Consider the following 20,375-nt stretch of genomic DNA (forward strand, 5'->3'; position numbering starts at 1 on the left):
ACCTTTTTTTCTTATGTCTAATAACAATAATAATCATCAGCGAGAGCAACGTAATGGTTTTCATCCCTATGTAGAGCCAGTTTTTCGAGAAGATAATCAACAGTTTCCATCTCGAGAGTCTGAGTGGCAAGAAGACGAAAATTATTTAGATCACTCCTCCCAACCATTAACAGAACAAGGTCGGGAAAATTTACGAATATTACGGCGTTTTTATATTAGTTTAATTGTTTCAGGTCTTGTAGTTGGTGGCTTGTTAACTTGGGGGATTGTTACTTTATTGAATGAGTGGAATCTAATGGATCCACCAGCAGAACAACAGCTTAATACCGATTAGTCACTGCCTTTTAATACAACACAACACAAATTAATTGCGCGATCGCTGCTCACAACCAGAAAATACAGGGTCTAAGTCTGAGTAATTACAGATAAGCTAGGAAGTTAAAAAGGCTATGCCACACTAAAAGAAAAGTCGTCTTGCTATTTAACCATGAAACTGTCTTCTCTCGAAACAACTCCCAACCCTCACTGCATGAAACTTAATCTGGATGAAACCATTGCTGAGAAACCTATTACTCTGAAAGCTGGTGATCCTTGTGATGAAGTTCCTCATTCAGTTGCTCAATTACTGAACATTGAAGGGGTGCGAGAAGTGTTCCTCAGTAGTAACTTTATTGCGGTTATTCGCCAAAGCCAAGCCGACTGGGAACCCATCCTTTCACAAGCTGCCAAGGTATTTGGAGTTACTGAAAACGCAGATACGGAATTACTGTCGCAAGCCTCCTCAGAGGAAAGCAGTAGCAAGGAGTTAGGGGAAGTGGAAGTTGCTGTGTTATATTTTCGGGGCATTCCCACCCAAGTTCGCGCTAATGGGGAAGAACAAAAACGGGTTGCCATGCCAGATCGCTTTGTAGAAGCCATGCAGCGAGTAGTAGAAGCCACAGGAGTGAATTATGTGATGGAACGGTATTGGGAACCCTATGCCTCTCGGAATGGGGAACCAGAAGCAGTGGCGAATATGGTCGCTGAAGAAGTGGCGAGTCTCATTGATGAGGAAGAATTACAGCAAATTGAAAAACAGGCGATAGCAGGAGAGTCACAGCAGGCAAACAGTGCTAAAAATACGGAAACGGCTGATTTGTTAGCAATATTAAAGCAAAGTGAGGATTGGAAAGAACGCCTGAAAGCAATTCAGAAACTAGAAATTAACCAAGAGACATTTCCTGCCATTGTTAACGCCTTGAAAGACGATCGCGCTACTATTCGTCGTTGGGCAAGTGCCTTATTAGGGGCAAGTGAAACCGAAGAAGCGATTTCCCCTTTAAGTGAAGTAGTATTAAATGATCCCTCTGTCATTGTTCGTCGTACTGCTGGGGATGCCCTTAGTGATTTGGGTAATCCTCAAGGCATTCCTACTATGTGTCAAGCACTACAAGACAATTCAAAATTAGTACGCTGGCGGGCTGCCCGATTTTTATATGAAACAGGAGATGAAAGCGCGATCGCGCCACTGGAAACTGCTCAAAATCAAGAATCAGAATTTGATGTTCGTCTCGAAATTAAAGCCGCCTTAGATCGCATTAGTCGGGGAGAAGAACGTCAGCTACCCATGTGGATGCGGTTATCTCAAACTTCTTAAAACCAAAAATCTCCCCCATTTTAATGAGCAGGGTCGTTCCATTCTCCTCAAATCACCCTCAGGTGGAGAGATGGGGAGATAGGGAGATGGGGAGACAACACCTTAAGAAGAAGTTAAATCAGAAGAAATAATCGCGATGTCCCCACCATGTAAGGATATCAGGCGATTATTTCAATTTTCACCCCGAGAATGAAACAGCCCTCCACTTTAATGAGGGAGAAATCCTTCTAAACTGAAACATCTCCCAGTTCTTCCACAACGCCACCTTCGATTTCTTCTTCTTCGGCAGTGGTTTCTTCCTCTTCTGGGGGTTCTTCTGCTTGGGCTTCTCCAATGGTGAGAACTGTCCGTTCGGGATCATCACTAGCTGTTACCCCTTCAGGAAGTTTTAAGTCTCCAATATGAAGGGTTGTCCCCACGGGCATATCTGTAACATCAATGTCGATGACTTCGGGAATTTTGTCGGGAGGACATTGAATCGTTAATTCAGTGATAATTTGTTCCATTACGCCTCCTTCTTCTCTAACCCCTTGGGCTTCACCATTGAGGCTAACTGGAACCACAACTTCCACACTATCTTGTCCTGCCACAGCAAAGAAGCTGACATGATAAATATCAGGTCGCCAAGGATGGGTTTGTACTTCTCGAATCAAGGCTTTTCCACGCCAAGACTGATCAGACACATCCACATCCACTAGCGTATTATTAATGGAGGCTTTTTTGAGCAACATCTCCACATCTTTGGCTTTGGCTACCAGCGACATAGATTCTGCGCCTTTGTGTCCATAGAGAACAGCAGGAATGAATCCTTCACGGCGTAACGCTCTGGATTTAGTTTTATCGGAGCGAGTTTGGCATTCAAATTTTACAGTAGTTGTCATTGTTTTTCTCGTATTTTAGTTTACAGAATGAATTAGTCAGTAAAAGACTCATGGGGTTCTTGGGTGACAGGGCTGCCATTTTCATCGAGAAGTGCGCGTTTAGGACCATGAATGGGGTCTTCTACGATGATGGTTTGATCACGGCTTGCCCCTAAAGAAACAATGGCAATGGGAACTTCCATTAATTCTGCCAAAAACTTCAAGTAATCAAGCGCCGCTTTCGGTAAGTCTTCTAACCGCCGACAAGCAGCCGTAGATTGTTGCCAACCTGGTAAAGTTTCGTAAATTGGCTCACAACGGGCAAAGCGCAAGGCATTACTCGGGAAGTTCTCGCACCGTACCCCGTCAATATTATAGGCAACACAGACTTTAATTTCAGCTAAGGTATCCAAAACATCCAGTTTGGTAATCGCTAAACAGTCCATGCCATTAATTCGCACCGCATAGCGTCCAATGACGGCATCAAACCAGCCACATCGTCTGCGCCGACCCGTGGTTGTCCCAAATTCTGCGCCGCGATCGCAGAGTTGTGTCCCTAAATCACCTTCTAATTCTGTGGGAAAGGGTCCTTCTCCCACCCGAGTGGTATAGGCTTTTGCCACCCCAATTACCCGATCAATCCTTGTGGGACCCACACCAGCACCGATGCAAGCACCACCAGCAACAGGGTTAGAAGAAGTAACATAAGGGTAAGTCCCATGATCTAAGTCAAGGAGAGTTCCCTGTGCGCCTTCAAAGAGGATATTCCGTTTTTTCTTAATCCCTTCATCAATGACGAGGGAACTATCCACCACATGAGGACGTAACCGTTCAGCATATTCTAGGTATTCCTCAATTACCTCTTGCGGATTTAACGGTGGCAGATCATAAAGTTTTTCTAATATGACATTTTTATAATTAATTGTCCATTCTAATTGTTCTTGCACGTCATCGGCGTTCATTAAATCTAGAACCCGAATCCCAGTTCGTTCTGATTTATCGGCATAAGTGGGGCCAATACCGCGTCCAGTGGTGCCAATTTTTTATTTCCCCGTTTTTGCTCAGAAGCCTGATCAATCAGCCGATGATACGGCATGGTCACATGAGCCGTCTGGGCAATCATCAAGTTTTCGGTGGAAATATTAAGAGCAGCGAGTTGATCTAACTCTTCGATTAGCACTTGGGGATCAATTACCGTTCCTGAGCCAATGATACATTGAGTATCTTGGTACAAAATCCCAGAGGGAATGAGGTGTAGCTTAAAGGTTTGATCTTTAACTACAACAGTGTGTCCAGCGTTGACCCCTCCTTGGTAGCGGACAACGATATCAGCAGAGTTACTGAGTAAGTCAGTAATTTTGCCTTTACCTTCGTCGCCCCATTGGGCTCCAATCACAATAACGTTAGCCAAGGGTTTTCTATTTTTTCTTAATATTGCTCCAGTTTCACAAACTACTATTCCTATCACTTAAACTAGGAATTGTCAATTGAATGTAACAAAGCCAGTACATAAGATAATTTTCGGGAGGTTAGTTGTGGCTCTGTATGCAGATTTACATCGTCATTTAGGGGGTTCGGTTGTTCCACGGGTGTTATGGCGATATTTTCAACGGCACGATCGCGCTTTAGGGCAAAAGTTTCCAGATTATTCTGAGTTTGAAGACTATTATACTCGTCCTCGTAATACTCTAGAGGAATATTTAGAATTACATACCCTAGTAGAAAGTGTCCAAACCTTAGACACCCTACCCTATTTTATTTATCGCTTGATTCGTGGGGCTTATATTTTTGAAAACCTTGCTTACTTAGAATTACGTTATACCCCCTATCTCCGCACGGATGAAAGTTTAGAAACCTCCCAACGCATTGATCAAATGCGCGACATTGTAAAAGTAGTGGGAGAAGCAGTCAGGGTAGGAGAGTATCCAGTTCTCACCAGTCAAATTTTATGTATGCACTCTCGCCTATCTTATGAAGTAAATCGGGCGATTGTGGATGTGGCAGCAGATCATCCTGAATATGTCTGTGCGGTGGATTTAGCAGGAGGAGATGCCCTTTATGCCGAACGGATGGATGAATTAAAAGAATTATACCGCTATGCGCGATCGCGCGGCTTAAAAACCACAGGTCATGTGTTTGAAACCAAAGATGGCTTATACCCCGAATTATTACCCTATTTAATGCGGATTGGTCACGGTATCCAAATCCCCCTCAAGCATCCCGAATTGCTCCCAGAATTAGCGGAAAGAGGGCAATGCTTGGAAGTTTGTCCTACTACTTACACAAAAACGGGAACCCTAGATAATCTCTCGCAACTGAAAACGGTGTTTGATCGCTGTTTTGAGGCAGGGGTTGATATTGCTATTTGCACCGATAATGCTGGATTACATAATGTGCGTCTTCCTTTTGAGTATGAAAACTTGCTCACCCTTGATGTCATTGGGTTTGATCAATTACAAGCCTGTCAAGAAGCCGCCTTTCGTCATGCTTTTGCTTGGCCCTATAGTCAACCACCAGCATCCCTCTTAACAGGGTTATTACAGGGACGGTATGATTAATCATTAGTCATCAGTCATTAGTCATTGGTCATTGGTTTACAAACAACAAAGGACGAAGGACAAAGGACAAAGGACAAAAGACCTTGCTTAACTTGTCCAAATTAGATTACAATTGGATGCTGTGCCAAAAAATGTTGATCACGGAAAATGCCTAAATTAAAAACCAATCGTGCCGCCGCCAAGCGGTTTCGCGCCACTGGACGAGGAAAGATTCGCCGTCGCAAAGCCTTCAAAAATCACTTATTAGAACCGAAGAAAACCAGCCGTAAGCGGCGTTTATCTAAATTAACCTTCGTCAATGAGAGAGATGCAGAGAAGGTTGAGCAAATGTTGCCCTATATGAAGTAATGTATTAAGGATAGGATAAAAACTATGACACGAGTTAAAAGAGGAAATGTCTCCCAAAAACGACATAAGAAGGTCTTAAAATTAGCCAAAGGATTTAGAGGCGGTCATTCTAAGCTCTATCGTACTGCTAACCAGCAGGTGATGAAAGCGTTACGGCACTCCTATCGCGATCGCCGTCGTCGCAAACGTGATTTCCGTCGTCTCTGGATTTCTCGCATTAATGCGGCTGCTAGACAAAATGGCATGAGTTATTCTCAGCTTACAGGACAACTGAGAAAAGCTGATATCCAACTTAACCGTAAGATGCTAGCAAATTTAGCAATGCTTGATCCTGAAGCATTTACCAAAGTGGTAGAAACTGCCAAAAAAGCCTAAGAATTTGGGAGTTAAGTTATGGCTAAAGTGAACTCGGTTTCTTGGGGAAGCCGAGTTTTAAGGTTAGGTGGGGTCATCGCCCTATTTAGTTTTTTCTCTGTTCTCCCCACGGCAATCAAAGCAGCAGAATTGTCCGAAATTGAGGCGCGAGGATATCTCAATGTGGCAGTAAAGGATAACCTTCGTCCGTTAGGATTTGAAGACGCTGAGGGCAATTTACAGGGGTTTGAAATTGATCTGGCTAGACGCTTGGCAAAAGAAATTTTAGGAGATGCTGAAGCCGTAGAATTTAAGCCTGTACCAAACACAGACAGGTTAGATGTGGTTTTAAAAGGAGAGGTGGATTTAACCATCGCCCAAGTTAGTCAAACCAAAGCGCGATCGCGCATCGTGAATTTTAGCCGTCATTACTATCTTGATCGAATCTCCTTTGTGACGAAAGATGACAGCATCAACAGCAAGCGCGATCTCTCCCAAGACAAAATTGCAATTCTCAATGAATCTAATACTATTGCTGAAGTCAGATTTAAACTTCCCGAAGCAGAATTAATTGGCGTTGACTCCTATCAGCAAGCCCTTTCCTTGCTGGAAGAGGGAGAAGCCACTGCTTTTGCTGGGGATCATACCGTTTTAGCAGGATGGATTCAACAATATCCCCAATACCGCTTACTTTCCCAACAAATTAGCGGTGAGGCTTTAGCAGTGGTAATGCCAAAAGGATTACAGTATTCCTCTCTCCATCGACAGGTTAACCAAACCATTCTGGAGTTACGAGAATCAGGCTGGTTAGAGAAAAAAGCAAAAGAATGGGGGTTAAGTTTAGAGTGAGACTTGATTCCCCCCCATCTTTCACTATTAGGGAAGAAACCGATCTAAGGCTGCTTTCAGTTCTTCTAATTCGGTGTCGATATTCCCTTCTTTAGAAGCCCGAGTAATACATTCACTAAGATGTTCGTCTAAAATCATCCGTGCCACGCGATCTAAAGCACCTCGTACCGCGGCGATTTGCATTAATACTTCCGGACAGGGGCGACTTTCTGAAACCATAGTTTTCACCCCCCGAATGTGTCCTTCTAAGCGGGAGAGACGATTAATAATGCGCCGTAAGGACTCTTCACTGTGAACATGGGGATGACTTTCAAAGTCTGAGTGAGTGTGAGAGTGAGAAAGGGCGTTATTTTCAGCTTTAGGAGAAGGGTTTTCAGTCAAGGGGGTTTTGCTCCAACTTCAATGACAATCCGATTATTTCTAGTTTAACTTGAGTAAGGGGAGGTCGCCTTGCGCCAAATCCACCAGGCAGCAGCACAAAGAGTAATATTGCCTAATAAGGTCATACTGGCTTGTAGAACCACTAACCAGTCTAGGGTTTCAGCATTATCGAAAAAGTGCCAGGTAACAGCACACATCGCCCCAATCAGTGCGGGAAACATGGCAATCGAAAGCCACCACCACTGTTTTTGTCCTGTGATTTCACCATACCGCCAAATTAGCCAAATAGCGAGAATCCACTCTATAATACTGGAAACATGAACAATCCAAGTGGGAATTGATAGTGCGTGCATAATTACTATGAGTTTATCTGACTTTTTTTCCTAATAAAATCTTTTTGGGATGGGGTTCTCCCAGATAATAAAATTCGTTAATTAGTTGTTGTTCTTGTTCTCGTTTTTCTCGTTCTTTTTGCCAGAGGAGTTGTTTTCTTTCTTCTCGGGAAGGCGGTTTCCTTCCTTCGGCTAAAAAATTAATTTGGCTAATATTTTCCATCATTAAAAGGGGTATTGGTCAACAACTTTCCCATCAACAATAGCATATCCCCACTCGGGATGTTTAGCGATTTGTTCTTCAACCCAATGTTTTGTCATAGGAGAGTTATATAGGTTTTGTAAATCTTCTAAATTGGGAATTTCAGGAGGGCTTTTTTCTTCTGTTCCTAAGGTTTGTTCAGGCGGTGCATCTTCTTCAAGTAAGGGGGTATCAGCTTCTAGTTGCGATAATTTTGCCATCACACTTTCTTTGCTGACTTCTGAAGTTTCACTGAAAGACGGGGGAAGATAGGGATTGGTTACGCCCATTTTTTTGGCTTTGAGGGCTTCATCAGCAACGCGATCGCATTTTCTTAAAAAGCCTTCCCATAAGTCTCTTGCCTTGACTGGATCTCGCAATTCCGATCGCGCTTTCGCCACGGCGGACTCTAAGGGTTCTCCTTTATTAGTATAATATTGGATACGTTCTCTTTCAAAAGCTGGATAAGGAACTCCTGGTTCAATTTCCCATTCTTGTTGCACTTTTTGGCTTTCTCCTAAGGGAATATCGGCGATAAATTCTTCCCAAAAAGGGGACTTAATTCCTTTAGAAATACCATCAATAATTTTAAAAACCCAAGCCCCGGGGTTAGGATGTCCTTGTTGTTTCGCATACTCTAAAAGGGCATCTTGAAAGCGATCTAATTGTTTTTGTGAGTTCCAAGGACCACTAAATTGATAATGAGGCGTTACTTTTACTGCAATAGATTGACGACGTGGGGGAAAGTAGGGATCGTTTTTTGGGGGTGAATAAGATTGAGTAGGGGTTGTTGGTTCGCGAGATGAATCATTAGCAAGGATTACTTCTAATTGTTCTAAATTAAGTTCATAAGACCAAATTTGGTTTTCAGGAGAAATGAGGGTTAATTTTAACAGCGATCGCGCTTCTAATTCTTCCTTAGCCAACCTTTGTTCTGTATCACTTAATCCAGTTGCTTCAGCTATTTCCTCCCAAGAAAACTGTTGTTTACTCTGCTCAGTTAACCATTGCCATAAAGTTAAATATAAAATCGTAGCACTCACTCCCCCTAGTTTTTTAGCTAGCTGGGGATAATAAATACTACCTTGACCAAAATTTTCCCAAAACTGTTTTAACTCCATTTAAACTGTCTCTGGATCAATTCCTAGCTCTCGTAATTTTGCCGTTAGTTTTTCATTGGTTTGCTGTATTTGTTGAGCTTCTTGTTGGGCTTCCTGAGCTTCTTGTTGGGCTTGTTGTGCCTCTTGCTGTGCTTGCTGTGCTTCTTGTTGTGCTTGTTCCCTCAACTCTCTTTCTGTAGGAAGCAACTCTCCCTCTAAAGTTTCCCAACGCAGCCAAACCGTTTCTACTCCTTTATAACTTCCTTGCCATTGTACTAAGGCTAATCCTAATTGTTCTGAAATATAGCGTTGTTTCTCATCTTTTTCTAAAGGCTGATATTCACTTTTTTCTAAAGCAAACCCAGCCCAATCTTCAGGATTAAAGGGATCATACCAGAAGTATTCTGGCACTCGCATTTGATTTTGATAAACTTGTTTTTTGCGCGTTTTATCTTCTTGCTTGGTGCTTTCTGATAATAATTCAATCACCACATTTGGGGCTTTTCCTTCTTCCCAAACCACCCAACTTTTCCGTTCCGTTTTCGGTACGCCTAAGACGGCAAAAAAATCGGGGCCGCGAAAGTCTTGGTTTCTGGCTTGTTCGGTACTAAAATAAATAAACATATTGCCACCGATATAGCCATCTTCCCGTTGATCAAGCCAAAATTGGAGGGTATCGAGGAGTAAGTCCATTTGCAGTTTATGGCGTTGGGTTTCCATGGGAATACCATCATCACAGGGAAGTTCATCTTGGGTAGGTGGTAAGGGAATTTCGGGGGTGGAAATAACTGAGGTCATGGTAAGCTCCTAATTTAAACTTCATCAGGGTTAATTCCTAATTCTTTAAGTTTGTTAGCTAATTTTTCGGCTTTAGTTTCTGCTTGTTGAGCTTTAGTTTCTGCTTGTTCCCTCAACTCTCTTTCTGTAGGAAGCAACTCTCCCTCTAAAGTTTCCCAACGCAACCAAACCGTTTCTACTCCTTTATAACTTCCTTGCCATTGTACTAAGGCTAATCCTAATTGTTCTGAAATATAGCGTTGTTTCTCATCTTTTTCTAAGGGTTGATATTCACTTTTTTCTAAAGCAAACCCTGCCCAGTCTTCAGGATTAAACGGATCATACCAGAAGTATTCTGGCACTCGCATTTGATTTTGATAAACCTGTTTTTTGCGCGTTTTATCTTCTTGCTTGGTACTTTCTGATAATAATTCAATCACCACATTCGGGGCTTTTCCTTCTTCCCAAACCACCCAACTTTTCCGTTCCGTTTTCGGTACGCCTAACACGGCAAAAAAATCGGGGCCGCGAAAGTCTTGGTTTCTAGCTTGTTCGGTACTAAAATAAATAAACATATTGCCACCAATATAGCCATCTTCCCGTTGGTCAAGCCAAAATTGGAGGGTATCGAGGAGTAAGTCCATTTGCAGTTTATGGCGTTGGGTTTCCATGGGAATACCATCATCACAGGGCAATTCATCTTGGGTGGGTGGTAAGGGAATTTCGGGGGTGGAAATAACTGAGGTCATGGTAAGCTCCTAATTTAGACTTCATCAGGGTTGATTCCTAATTCTTTGAGCTTGTTAGCTAATTTTTCGGCTTTAGTTTCTGCTTGTTCCCTCAACTCTCTCTCGGTAGGAAGCAACTCTCCCTCTAAAGTTTCCCAGCGCAGCCAAACCGTTTCTACTCCTTTATAACTTCCTTGCCATTGTACGAAGGCTAATCCTAATTGTTCGGAAATATAGCGTTGTTTCTCATCTTTTTCTAAAGGCTGATATTCACTTTTTTGCAGAGAAAAACCTGCCCAGTCTTCAGGATTAAAAGGATCATACCAGAAGTATTCTGGCACTCGCATTTGATTTTGATAAACCTGTTTTTTGCGTGTTTTATCTTCTTGCTTGGTACTGTCTGATAATAATTCAATCACCACATTTGGGGCTTTTCCTTCTTCCCACACCACCCAACTTTTCCGTTCCGTTTTCGGTACGCCTAAGACGGCAAAAAAATCGGGGCCGCGAAAGTCTTGGTTTCTAGCTTGTTCGGTACTAAAATAAATAAACATATTGCCACCAATATAGCCATCTTCCCGTTGATCAAGCCAAAATTGGAGGGTATCGAGGAGTAAGTCCATTTGCAGTTTATGGCGTTGAGTTTCCATGGGAATACCATCATCACAGGGCAATTCGTCTTGGGTGGGTGGTAAGGGAATTTCGGGGGTGGAAATAACTGAGGTCATGGTAAGCTCCTAATTTAAACTTCATCAGGGTTGATTCCTAATTCTTTGAGTTTGTTAGCTAGTTTTTCGGCTTTAGTTTCTGCTTGTTGAGCTTTAGTTTCTGCTTGTTGAGCCTTCGTTTCTGCTTGTTCCCTCAACTCTCTCTCTGTAGGAAGCAACTCTCCCTCTAAAGTTTCCCAACGTAACCAAACCGTTTCTACTCCTTTATAACTTCCTTGCCATTGTACTAAGGCTAATCCTAATTGTTCTGAAATATAGCGTTGTTTTTCATCTTTTTCTAAGGGTTGATATTCACTTTTTTCTAAAGCAAACCCTGCCCAGTCTTCAGGATTAAAAGGATCATACCAGAAGTATTCTGGCACTCGCATTTGATTTTGATAAACCTGTTTTTTGCGTGTTTTATCTTCTTGCTTGGTACTTTCTGATAATAATTCAATCACCACATTTGGGGCTTTTCCTTCTTCCCACACCACCCAACTTTTCCGTTCCGTTTTAGGCACACCTAAGACGGCAAAAAAATCAGGACCGCGAAAGTCTTGGTTTCTAGCTTGTTCGGTACTAAAATAAATAAACATATTGCCACCAATATAGCCATGTTCCCGTTGGTCAAGCCAAAATTGGAGGGTATCGAGGAGTAAATCCATTTGCAGTTTATGGCGTTGGGTTTCCATGGGAATACCATCATCACAGGGGAGTTCGTCTTGGGTAGGTGGTAAGGGAATTTCGGGGGTGGAAATAACTGAGGTCATGGTTATTTCAAGAGATTCAGTTTCTTTACATTATAGATGGTAGAGTAAGTGAAGCATCGGAGGAGATGTCGGAGAAAATTTTATGACAGAAGAAAACAATAATCCAGAAGCCCCCCAACCCACCCCTGAACCGAAACAACCGCAAAAATCTTTCTTGACAAAAATCACGATTCGGATTTTGCGAGGAATCATTAATCGTTTGGAAAACACAGTGCAGAAGTTAGAAGCCCCTCCTACGCCACAAGCGGAAACCGCAAGCCAAGAAGGGGAATCGCAAGTGACTGCTACCACAGAGGAAACGCAGTCAGAAGCAGCCCAACCTGCATTAGAAGAATTACGGGGATGGGATAAAATTTTACGGCGAGTGCGCGATCGCGCTCCTTTGACACAATCTCTTCCTGATTGGTTCTTAACAACAGTTTTAGTGGGAGGAACTTTAGCAATTGTCTGGGGTGCCGTTGCCATTATTCCCAATCAACTCTTAGACTCCACCTCAACCCCCGATGCAGAAGTTTCAGAAAAACCGCAACCGCCGATTCCGCTGCCTGAAGAAAAACCAGTGGAGTCTCAGCCTGAAGTAACTCCAAAGGAAAAATCTCAACCGAAACCACAGCCAGAAACACAACCAGAAGCTGAACCTGAATTAACCCCAGAACAAGGTTTAATTGCTGCCATTCAAGAACAAGTCTCAGAAATTACCACTCGCTATGCCGAAGGCTTAATTGAGTCTATTGAAGCCAATTTCCGAGATGGTCGCCTGATTATAGCTGTGAGTGAAGACTGGTTTACCTTAAATAAAGATCGTCAAGATAAACTAGCCAAAGAAATGTTAGCGCGATCGCGCCAATTAGACTTTACGAAACTAGTTCTCACCACTCCTGATGGAAAACTTCTTGCTCGTAGCCCAGTGGTTGGGGAAAACATGGTGATCTTACAAAGAGAACAACCTGTTTCCCCTAGCGTCAAAAGTTAACGAGCAGAAGAACGGCGGCGACGACGACGAACGACTTTTTGCGGTTCTTGCTCCTGTTGTTCTGATTGAGAGGAGTCATTTTCCGCCGCCATGGCAAATGATTCAGCAGCTTCTGTCTCTGGAGAAGTTTCACTGACCGAAGATGACTCCGTTGTTTCAATGGCATCACTATTGTGGGAAACCATCGACTCAGGGCTTTTTTCTTTTTCCTGTTGATGACCATTACCCTCATTCACACTAGTGTCTATCTCCTCGGTGGTTCCTTGTTCTTGATTCCCTTCTTGAGGCTCAACTGCATAAACACGAGTCTTACGAGGATCCACCTCTTCATCTAAGCGAACGAGGGGAGATAATCCCATCAAGGCATAAATCTCTTGTTCCCAAGGAGTCATTTCCACCTTGACAGTTTGTTTTGGTTCTTCTCGTTGCGGAGGTCGCGCTCCGGAGCGTCCTTTAGTTTTAATTTCCTTATTGTCTTTATCCCCTTTATTAGATCCCTTATCAGAATCTTTCGTCCCATTATTGCCTTTCAGTTTGACGCTTTTATCCCCTTCAGCGCGATCGCCTTTTGTGGGCACATCAATACTGCGGCGACGGCGACGACGGTTAGTATTATCTCCTCCAGACTCTTGATAACTGGGATGATTTACCAAGGGAGTATCAGTTTCAGGAGTTTTGGCTTCTATTGGGGTAAAATCAGCTATTTCTTGGGGTTCTTTTGCTGGAATCCTGGGGGCAGCGGGAATCCCTGCTACAGGCACAGCAGCAACTGCTTCTTGTTCGCCAGGTAAATGAACTAAATGTCCTAAGCCACCACAAGTGGGACAAGTTTGGCCAAAAATCTCATATAAGCTTTGTCCTTGTCGCTTACGAGTTAACTCAATTAACCCTAATTCAGATAACTGTGAAATTTGTGGACGGGCTTTATCCTTTTTCAACGCCTGTTCAAAGGATTCGAGAACCTTCATTTGATCCTGTCGGGAATCCATGTCAATAAAGTCAACAATAATCACCCCGCCAATTTTCCGTAATAATAACTGACGAGCAATTTCTACCGCTGCTTCACAATTTGTCCAGAGAACCGTCTCCCGAGAAGTCGCTGATCGAGTAAATGATCCTGAATTGACATCAATTACGGTGAGAGCTTCTGTTGGCTCAATAATAATATAACCGCCAGAAGGCAAGTCAACTCTTGGTTTTAGAGCTTCTCGAATCGCGGCATTAACGCGGAAATATTCAAGAATTGGCTGTCTTTCTCGATGATGATCAATTAACACACCATTCGGAATCCGCCCTCCATTCCAACTGGCTAATTGTTGTTTAACTCGTTTTACACCAGCGTTAGAATCAACAACAATGCGGTTGACCTGATTAGTATAAATATCTCGTAATACCCGTTGAATAAAATCATCATCCCGATTGAGTAGAGCTGGTGGAGAAGCAGTATTTGCTGCTTGTTGGATAGACTCCCACTGCTGCTTGAGAGCCTCTAAGTCCTCCATAATCGCTTCTTCCGGTTGCCCTTCCGCTTCCGTGCGAACTAATAGCCCCATTCCTGCAGGTTTAACTAAAATAGCTAAGGCTCGGAGCCGACTACGCTCGCTCTCTTTATTAATTTGTCGTGAAAGATTGACACCCCGTCCATAAGGCATTAAAACTAAATATCGTCCAGGTAAGCTAATATTACCCGTTAAACGTGGGCCCTTATTTCCCGTTGGCTCTTTCATCACTTGCACAAGAGCCTTTTGTTGGGGGGCAACTAACTCAGTAATCGCTCCAGAACTTCGTTTTAATCGCAACGGACCTAAATCTGTAACGTGGATAAAGCCATTGCGTTCTGCATCTCCAATATTGACAAAAGCAGCATCAATTCCAGGGATGACATTCTCTACCACCCCAAGAAAAATATCACCAATTTGTTGATTTCCTGTAGAAACAACAATTTCTTCAATCAGATTTTCGGAAAAAATTGCAGCCGTATGATGTTGCTCGGCAATAATAATTTGTTTTGGCATTCAATTCCCTCAAATTTCTAGCATTATTTGTTACACGCTATGTTGATATTTTCCCCTTGATCAGATGAGTTTGGGTAAATATCGAAGTCTAACCTAATCCCAGATCACCAATAGAAAATCACCTGTAACAAATAAGAAAAGACCAGGCTTTGATATTGGTTGATTAATGGTTACGTTATGATAAGGCTCGGAATGGTTTAGTCAAGCGATTTGACATTATACGGTATCACTTAAAGATACAGCGTAAGGAAACAATGAAATTGATTTTCTATTAACAAGTCTCGAACAAAAAACATGAATAAGTTAACGCAACGGTTAGCACAATCCTGAAAAACAAAGGACTCTGCTAGGTCTGGATTTAATCCTCAGTTTTTTAGCAGTTTCCAATTTCCCTGCTATTCTATCACGAAAGTTTCATTTGATCCCACCTTATGTTGTTTGTCCTTCGTCTTTCGTCCTTCGTCTCTTGTCCTTTGTAACCCAATGACTAATGACTAGAGTCAAGAGGGGAGCAGAATACTCCCCCAATCTCTAGCTAGGGTGGTACTACAGTTTTTTTTAGATGACCGTATCATCAGGAATCGTCGCATTTTTTAGCACGACGACAATGCCACTGCGAATATAGAAACCTTCTTCTTCTCGGTTAGCTTCTTCTACCCGATCTTTATTCATAATTAGGACATTTTTGCCGATACGGGCGTTTTTATCCACGATCGCGCGACGGATTTTCGTATTTTCCCCAATGCCAATGGGAATTTGATTATCTAGTCTGCCACCAGAAGACCTTTCAATATGGGATTCATAGAAATCAGCCCCCATAATCATGCTATTTTCCACAGAACAGCCTTGTTCAATGCGAGTGCGAATCCCAATCACAGAACTGCCAACGGTGCATTCTTTCAAGATACAACCTTCCCCGATAATGGACTCGGTGACTTCACAGTGCAACAGTTTTGTCGGCGGAAGATAACGCGCACGGGTATAAATGGGAGCATCCTTATCATAAAAGCTAAAGGGTGGCTTCGGTTGTAAGGTCAAGGCAAGATTCGCTTTATAGAAGGCTTCAATTGTCCCAATATCTTCCCAATAGTCATTAAACAGATATGCTTGCACTCGATGATTAGGGGCAGCCCCGGGGATAATTTCTTTCCCAAAATCAGTTTGCTCAGGATTCTGCTGTAATAACTTGTTCAAGACTTCTTTCTTAAAAACATAAATCCCCATAGAGGCAATATAGGGCATTTTTTGGGCTTGCTGCTCATCTAACCCCAAAGTGGTTGTATCCACTCGCATTTGTTTGAGCGCATCCCCTTTTGGCTTTTCACTGAAATCAATGATGCGACCAGAATCATCAATTTTCATCAAACCAAAGCTACTGGCTCGTTTTTCGTCAATAGGAATGACAGATAGGGTAATATCAGCATTGGTTTCGCGATGATGCTGAATGAACTTGTCATACTCCATGCGATACAAATGATCACCAGAGAGAATTAAATATTCATCCACATCCCAGTCTTGGAATAGCCACAAGTATTTACGAACGGCATCAGCAGTACCTTGAAACCAATTTGGATTTTCGGGAGTTTGTTGGGCTGCCAACACTTCGGTAAAACCATCGCTAAAGCCAGAGAAGTTGTAGGTTCGGCTAATATGGCGATTTAAGGAAGCGGAATTAAACTGGGTCAACACATAAATTTTTTCCAAGCCTGAGTTGATACAGTTACTCACTGGAATATCAATCAAGCGATACTTTCCAGCTAGCGGGACAGCAGGTTTTGCCCGTAGTTTGGTTAACGGATAGAGACGGGTTCCAGCGCCGCCCCCCAAAATGATACTTAAGACTCTTTTCATAAAATTTTCTCCTGAGTGCCAGAGGCTCCCCCTCAAGTGTAGGACTATGCGGTCAAGGTGGAAAGAGTTAAGATTTTCACTTATTTTGCTAAATTCATGAGGACATCACTTCTACCGTAGCTGTTCTTGCATCTTCTTCCCCTTGAAAAACGAGTTGATTCTCAACACAATCAACGACAATTGTATCGCCAGCATTAAACTGCATTTCTAGAATTTTAGTTGCAATGGGGTTTTCTAACTCTCGCTGAATTGCCCGTTTTAAGGGACGTGCGCCATAAACTGGATCGTAGCCAATATCAACAATATAGTTTTGAGCTGCTTCGGTTAATTTAATGGTTAATTTTTGTTCGGATAAGAGACTTTCTAACCGTCGTAGTTGAATGGTGATAATTTCGCGCAATTCTTCTCGTTTGAGAGCATGGAAGATAATTAAATCATCAATACGATTGAGAAACTCAGGGCGAAAATGCTTCCGCAGGGCTTGTAACACTTTCTTCCGCATTTCTTCATACTGAGAATCGTTTTCGGTCAGTTGTAAAATGTCCTCACTGCCGATATTGCTAGTCATAATAATGATGGTATTGCGGAAATCAATGGTTCGTCCTTGCGAATCGGTGATACGCCCATCATCCAACACTTGCAAGAGAATATTAAAAACATCAGGGTGGGCTTTTTCCACTTCATCTAAAAGAATCACTGAGTATGGACGACGGCGGACTTGTTCTGATAATTGTCCTCCTTCTTCATAACCCACATAACCTGGAGGTGCGCCAACAAGTCGGGAAACAGAATGCTTCTCCATGTATTCCGACATATCAATGCGAATTAAGGATTCTTCGCTGTCGAATAAAAATTCCGCGATCGCGCGAGCTAGTTCAGTTTTCCCAACACCAGTGGGCCCCATAAATAAGAATGAACCAATGGGACGGGCGGGATCTTTCATTCCTGCACGGGCGCGACGAATGGCTGCCGCAACTGCCGAAACGGCTTCTTTTTGCCCAATGACGCGTTCATGTAAATAGCCTTCTAAGCCTAATAAGCGTTGTCTTTCTGACTCTAAAAGACGATTAACAGGAATACTTGTCCATTTAGCCACAATTTCAGCAATATCGGAGTCAGAAACCTGCTCTCGTAGCAGAGCCCGCCCTTGTGACTGCATTTCTAATAATTGGCTTTCTTTGGTTTCCCGTTGCCGTTGTAAGCCTTCTAGCTGTCCATATTTCAGTTGAGCGGCTTTTTCGAGATCATATTCTCGTTCGGCTTGTTCCACTTGGACTCGTAGCTGATCTTCTTCTTCTTTAAGGTTATTAATTTCTTCTAAAACCTGCTTTTCTGACTGCCATTTAGAGGCTAATTCCTTCTGACTTTCCTCTAAAGTTTTCATTTCTTGCTCAATTTTAGTTAAGCGTTCTTTGGCTACTCGATAAGCACTAGAATTAGGATTGCCATTGGCTAACTCGTCTTCCCCTTCTAAGGAGAGTTTTTCCATTTGCAACTGCATTAAACGGCGATCGATGCTTTCTAATTCCGTCGGTTTGGAAGTAATTTCCATTTTTAATTTCGCCGCCGCTTCATCAACTAAGTCAATGGCTTTGTCAGGGAGAAAGCGATCGGTAATATAGCGATCTGATAACGTTGCTGCCGCCACTAATGCCGAATCACTAATTTTTACTCCATGATGGACTTCATAACGTTCTTTTAAGCCCCGTAAAATAGAAACCGTTGCTTCTACATCAGGTTGCTTGACATACACCTGCTGAAATCGCCGTTCTAGGGCTGGGTCTTTTTCAATATGCTTACGGTACTCATCAAGGGTAGTTGCCCCAATACAGCGCAATTCTCCCCGTGCGAGCATGGGTTTTAAGAGATTTCCAGCATCCATGGTTCCTTGACCAGAACCTGTGCCAACTACGGTTTGTAATTCATCAATAAAGAGAACAGTTTGTCCTTCAGAATGGGTCACTTCTCGCAAGACTTTTCGCAGACGATCTTCAAATTCACCGCGATATTTTGCCCCAGCGATGAGGCTTCCCATATCGAGAGCAATTAACTGTCGATTTTTGAGGGATTCTGGAACATCGCCATTAACAATGCGTTGGGCTAATCCTTCCGCGATCGCGGTTTTTCCCACTCCTGGTTCCCCAATTAAAACCGGATTATTTTTAGACCGACGAGACAGAACTTGCACCACACGACGGATTTCCTCATCCCGACCAATAACAGGGTCTAATTTTCCACTACTGGCTTGTTCGGTTAAATCCCGTCCATATTTTTCTAAGGGAGTTTGTTCTTCTTCTTTTTCAGACTCAGTTTCTGCTTCGCCAGCAGATTTTTCTTGTTTGGGGCGATTCGCGCGAAATTCTTTAATTGCCGCCTCAATATCCTGAGGATCGACACTATAAGGGCGTAATAACCGTCTTCCTACTCGGTCATCTTCAGCAAATCCTAATAAGAGATGTTCTACCCCGATTACTTCATCTTGCCAACTGCTACGGGCTTTTTCAGCGCGATCGAGCAAGGTATCTAGCCCTCGCCCTAAATAAAGTTCATCGACTCGCATAGATTTGCGCTGACGATTAGTAAATACTTCTAACTGTTGTTGAAGACGGGAGACATCAACTTTCTTAGACTCTAAAATTTGATTGGCAACCCCTTCTGTAGAGAATAGGGTGAGCATTACGTGCTCTACTTCTAACTCTTGATTTTTGAAGCGACGGGCAACTTCTTGTGAATCAACAATTACATCCCAGGCTTGTTGCGTAAACTTGCTCGGGTCAGTCGGCTGCATTCTTTACTCTCAATAGGTGTTAACTTAGCTCTCATAAGTGAGTATAGCAATTTATTAAAAGAGCAACGAGTGTTACCACCGATCAACTTACTACCTGCGTTAAACTAGAGGTTAAAGCCAGCAGGAAATATTGCCATGTGTATCTGTATTAACTGCCATTATGTCGATCGCTGCACGACTTATCATGCGGTAGAAACCCAACACGAACAAGCTCATTTGACCGATTCTCCCGACTTTGAACCCGTTGATCCCACCATTAACGTTAATATCCGCACTCAAGAAGATTATGTGGAAATGGAGTGGGATGTGGTCGGTTGTGAGAGCTTTCTCCAAGAAACAGGGAAATGGATGAAATTACGCCCCGGCGAACCCGTTCCCACCTAAAGCGTCATTAATCCTTGATCGCTCACCTTAACAACGCCTTTTCCCCGTAAAAAGCCTGTATTCGCCCCCGGGCAAACATAGCTTAAGGTTTCTGGGGGAAATTTGGTTTGCAGTTTCTTTACATTTCTTAATTGTCGTCTCCAGTGAAAGGTTTTGCGACTCTGAATTGGGGTTAAATTTCCATTGGAATCAACCAATAAATGGCGACCAGAAAATAAAACACCACCATTACTCGGAACATAAAGACAGGCTGAACCCGGGGAATAACCGCAAGTCCAAATTCCTAACGCATCTCCCAATCTAATTTCTTCTTGAAACGAGGTAACACTCACTTCAGGGAGTAAATAGGCTTCTTGTTCTTGTACTACCACTTCACAGTCTAAATCAGACTGAATTGAGCGCACTTGACTCATCCCCTCCCGATGGGTAAGAAATAACCAGTGCACGCCGCCTTGTTGTTCACAAAATTGCTGAAATGGCTGTGCTTCTTTCCAGTTTGGACAATCGACTAAAATATTGCCCAAGTTGGCTCGAATGAAGTAGGAAGTTCCGCCGAGGGTGTCTCGGTTGGGGGGAAAGGCATAAATTCCCTCTAAAATTTTACGAGGGGGCTTAATATTGCTTACACTGGCAGAAGATGGATTTTGAGAAGAATCAGCGCACATTCGGGGATTCGTCCTTACAGATAATTGTGTCAGAATAGGGTTAGTAAAGTTAGCAACC

The 20,375-nt window shown here is 42.9% G+C and carries 21 protein-coding genes and 1 pseudogene; 8 read left to right on the plus strand and 14 right to left on the minus strand.

Annotation, left to right across the window (positions count from 1 at the left end; all coding sequences use genetic code 11):
- Positions 1-13: 13 nt before the first annotated feature.
- Together FRE64_RS08195 and FRE64_RS08200 are read left to right on the plus strand one after the other, a co-directional pair.
- The gene (locus FRE64_RS08195; RefSeq protein WP_146295520.1) at positions 14-334 is read left to right on the plus strand and encodes a hypothetical protein; all 321 of its coding nucleotides are present in this window, start codon (positions 14-16) and stop codon (positions 332-334) included.
- A 153-nt stretch (positions 335-487) separates the two neighbouring features.
- Entirely contained in the window at positions 488-1,636 is a 1,149-nt protein-coding gene (locus FRE64_RS08200; protein ID WP_146295521.1) for a virulence factor, read from the plus strand.
- 227 nt (positions 1,637-1,863) lie between these two features.
- Here the strand turns inward: FRE64_RS08200 and FRE64_RS08205 are convergent, their stop codons facing one another.
- Positions 1,864-2,517, minus strand: a complete 654-nt coding sequence (locus tag FRE64_RS08205; protein ID WP_146295522.1) for a 50S ribosomal protein L25/general stress protein Ctc — start codon at positions 2,515-2,517, stop codon at positions 1,864-1,866.
- 32 nt (positions 2,518-2,549) lie between these two features.
- Positions 2,550-3,907: pseudogene (locus FRE64_RS08210) on the minus strand (adenylosuccinate synthase).
- Positions 3,908-4,031: 124 nt separating this feature from the next.
- On the opposite strand from FRE64_RS08210, the gene FRE64_RS08215 reads away from it, so the two are divergent.
- The 4 genes from FRE64_RS08215 (at position 4,032) to FRE64_RS08230 (ending at position 6,605) form a co-directional block, all read left to right on the plus strand.
- Complete coding sequence (locus tag FRE64_RS08215; protein ID WP_146295523.1) at positions 4,032-5,054, plus strand: amidohydrolase family protein; 1,023 nt, start codon at positions 4,032-4,034, stop codon at positions 5,052-5,054.
- A 147-nt stretch (positions 5,055-5,201) separates the two neighbouring features.
- Positions 5,202-5,402, plus strand: coding sequence for a 50S ribosomal protein L35 (gene rpmI, locus FRE64_RS08220; RefSeq protein ID WP_146295524.1), 201 nt, complete (start codon positions 5,202-5,204; stop codon positions 5,400-5,402).
- A gap of 24 nt (positions 5,403-5,426) precedes the next feature.
- Complete coding sequence (gene rplT / locus FRE64_RS08225) at positions 5,427-5,777, plus strand: 50S ribosomal protein L20 (protein WP_146295525.1); 351 nt, start codon at positions 5,427-5,429, stop codon at positions 5,775-5,777.
- Between the two features lie 18 nt (positions 5,778-5,795).
- Complete coding sequence (locus tag FRE64_RS08230; protein WP_146295526.1) at positions 5,796-6,605, plus strand: transporter substrate-binding domain-containing protein; 810 nt, start codon at positions 5,796-5,798, stop codon at positions 6,603-6,605.
- Positions 6,606-6,632: 27 nt separating this feature from the next.
- Here FRE64_RS08230 and FRE64_RS08235 read toward each other — a convergent pair whose 3' ends face one another.
- Genes FRE64_RS08235 through FRE64_RS08270 form a run of 8 tightly spaced genes read right to left on the minus strand, consistent with a single transcriptional unit; the run spans position 6,633 to position 11,641 of the window.
- Positions 6,633-6,986 carry a metal-sensing transcriptional repressor gene (locus FRE64_RS08235; RefSeq protein WP_146295527.1) on the minus strand — a complete coding sequence of 118 codons (354 nt, stop codon included), beginning with the start codon at positions 6,984-6,986 and terminating at the stop codon, positions 6,633-6,635.
- Between the two features lie 44 nt (positions 6,987-7,030).
- The gene (locus FRE64_RS08240) at positions 7,031-7,339 is read right to left on the minus strand and encodes a DUF2499 domain-containing protein (protein ID WP_146295528.1); all 309 of its coding nucleotides are present in this window, start codon (positions 7,337-7,339) and stop codon (positions 7,031-7,033) included.
- 13 nt (positions 7,340-7,352) lie between these two features.
- Positions 7,353-7,544 (minus strand): hypothetical protein, encoded by a 192-nt coding sequence (locus tag FRE64_RS08245; RefSeq protein WP_146295529.1) that lies wholly within the window; start codon positions 7,542-7,544, stop codon positions 7,353-7,355.
- A complete protein-coding gene (locus FRE64_RS08250) occupies positions 7,544-8,680 on the minus strand; it encodes a hypothetical protein (RefSeq protein WP_146295530.1) in 1,137 nt (378 codons plus the stop codon). The genes FRE64_RS08245 and FRE64_RS08250 overlap by 1 nt, the downstream gene beginning before the upstream one ends.
- On the minus strand, positions 8,681-9,457 hold the full coding sequence (locus tag FRE64_RS08255) for a Uma2 family endonuclease (protein WP_146295531.1): 777 nt from the start codon (positions 9,455-9,457) through the stop codon (positions 8,681-8,683).
- Positions 9,458-9,471: 14 nt separating this feature from the next.
- The gene (locus FRE64_RS08260; RefSeq protein ID WP_146295532.1) at positions 9,472-10,185 is read right to left on the minus strand and encodes a Uma2 family endonuclease; all 714 of its coding nucleotides are present in this window, start codon (positions 10,183-10,185) and stop codon (positions 9,472-9,474) included.
- A 14-nt stretch (positions 10,186-10,199) separates the two neighbouring features.
- On the minus strand, positions 10,200-10,892 hold the full coding sequence (locus FRE64_RS08265; RefSeq protein ID WP_146295533.1) for a Uma2 family endonuclease: 693 nt from the start codon (positions 10,890-10,892) through the stop codon (positions 10,200-10,202).
- Positions 10,893-10,906: 14 nt separating this feature from the next.
- Positions 10,907-11,641, minus strand: coding sequence for a Uma2 family endonuclease (locus tag FRE64_RS08270; RefSeq protein WP_146295534.1), 735 nt, complete (start codon positions 11,639-11,641; stop codon positions 10,907-10,909).
- An 82-nt stretch (positions 11,642-11,723) separates the two neighbouring features.
- On the opposite strand from FRE64_RS08270, the gene FRE64_RS08275 reads away from it, so the two are divergent.
- Complete coding sequence (locus FRE64_RS08275; RefSeq protein ID WP_146295535.1) at positions 11,724-12,614, plus strand: hypothetical protein; 891 nt, start codon at positions 11,724-11,726, stop codon at positions 12,612-12,614.
- Here the strand turns inward: FRE64_RS08275 and FRE64_RS08280 are convergent.
- The 3 genes from FRE64_RS08280 to clpB form a co-directional block, all read right to left on the minus strand.
- Positions 12,611-14,629, minus strand: a complete 2,019-nt coding sequence (locus FRE64_RS08280; RefSeq protein WP_146295536.1) for an Rne/Rng family ribonuclease — start codon at positions 14,627-14,629, stop codon at positions 12,611-12,613. The genes FRE64_RS08275 and FRE64_RS08280 overlap by 4 nt on opposite strands.
- 558 nt (positions 14,630-15,187) lie before the next feature.
- Complete coding sequence (locus tag FRE64_RS08285; RefSeq protein ID WP_146295537.1) at positions 15,188-16,480, minus strand: glucose-1-phosphate adenylyltransferase; 1,293 nt, start codon at positions 16,478-16,480, stop codon at positions 15,188-15,190.
- Between the two features lie 94 nt (positions 16,481-16,574).
- Positions 16,575-19,268 (minus strand): ATP-dependent chaperone ClpB, encoded by a 2,694-nt coding sequence (gene clpB, locus FRE64_RS08290; RefSeq protein WP_146295538.1) that lies wholly within the window; start codon positions 19,266-19,268, stop codon positions 16,575-16,577.
- A 135-nt stretch (positions 19,269-19,403) separates the two neighbouring features.
- Here clpB and FRE64_RS08295 point away from each other — a divergent pair, with 135 nt between their 5' ends.
- Entirely contained in the window at positions 19,404-19,652 is a 249-nt protein-coding gene (locus tag FRE64_RS08295) for a Ycf34 family protein (RefSeq protein WP_146295539.1), read from the plus strand.
- Here FRE64_RS08295 and FRE64_RS08300 read toward each other — a convergent pair.
- Positions 19,649-20,317, minus strand: coding sequence for an MBL fold metallo-hydrolase (locus FRE64_RS08300; protein WP_146295540.1), 669 nt, complete (start codon positions 20,315-20,317; stop codon positions 19,649-19,651). The genes FRE64_RS08295 and FRE64_RS08300 overlap by 4 nt on opposite strands.
- Positions 20,318-20,375 lie beyond the last annotated feature (58 nt).

Origin of the sequence: Euhalothece natronophila Z-M001, from assembly GCF_007904085.1 — a bacterium.
GTDB lineage: Bacteria > Cyanobacteriota > Cyanobacteriia > Cyanobacteriales > Rubidibacteraceae > Halothece > Halothece natronophila.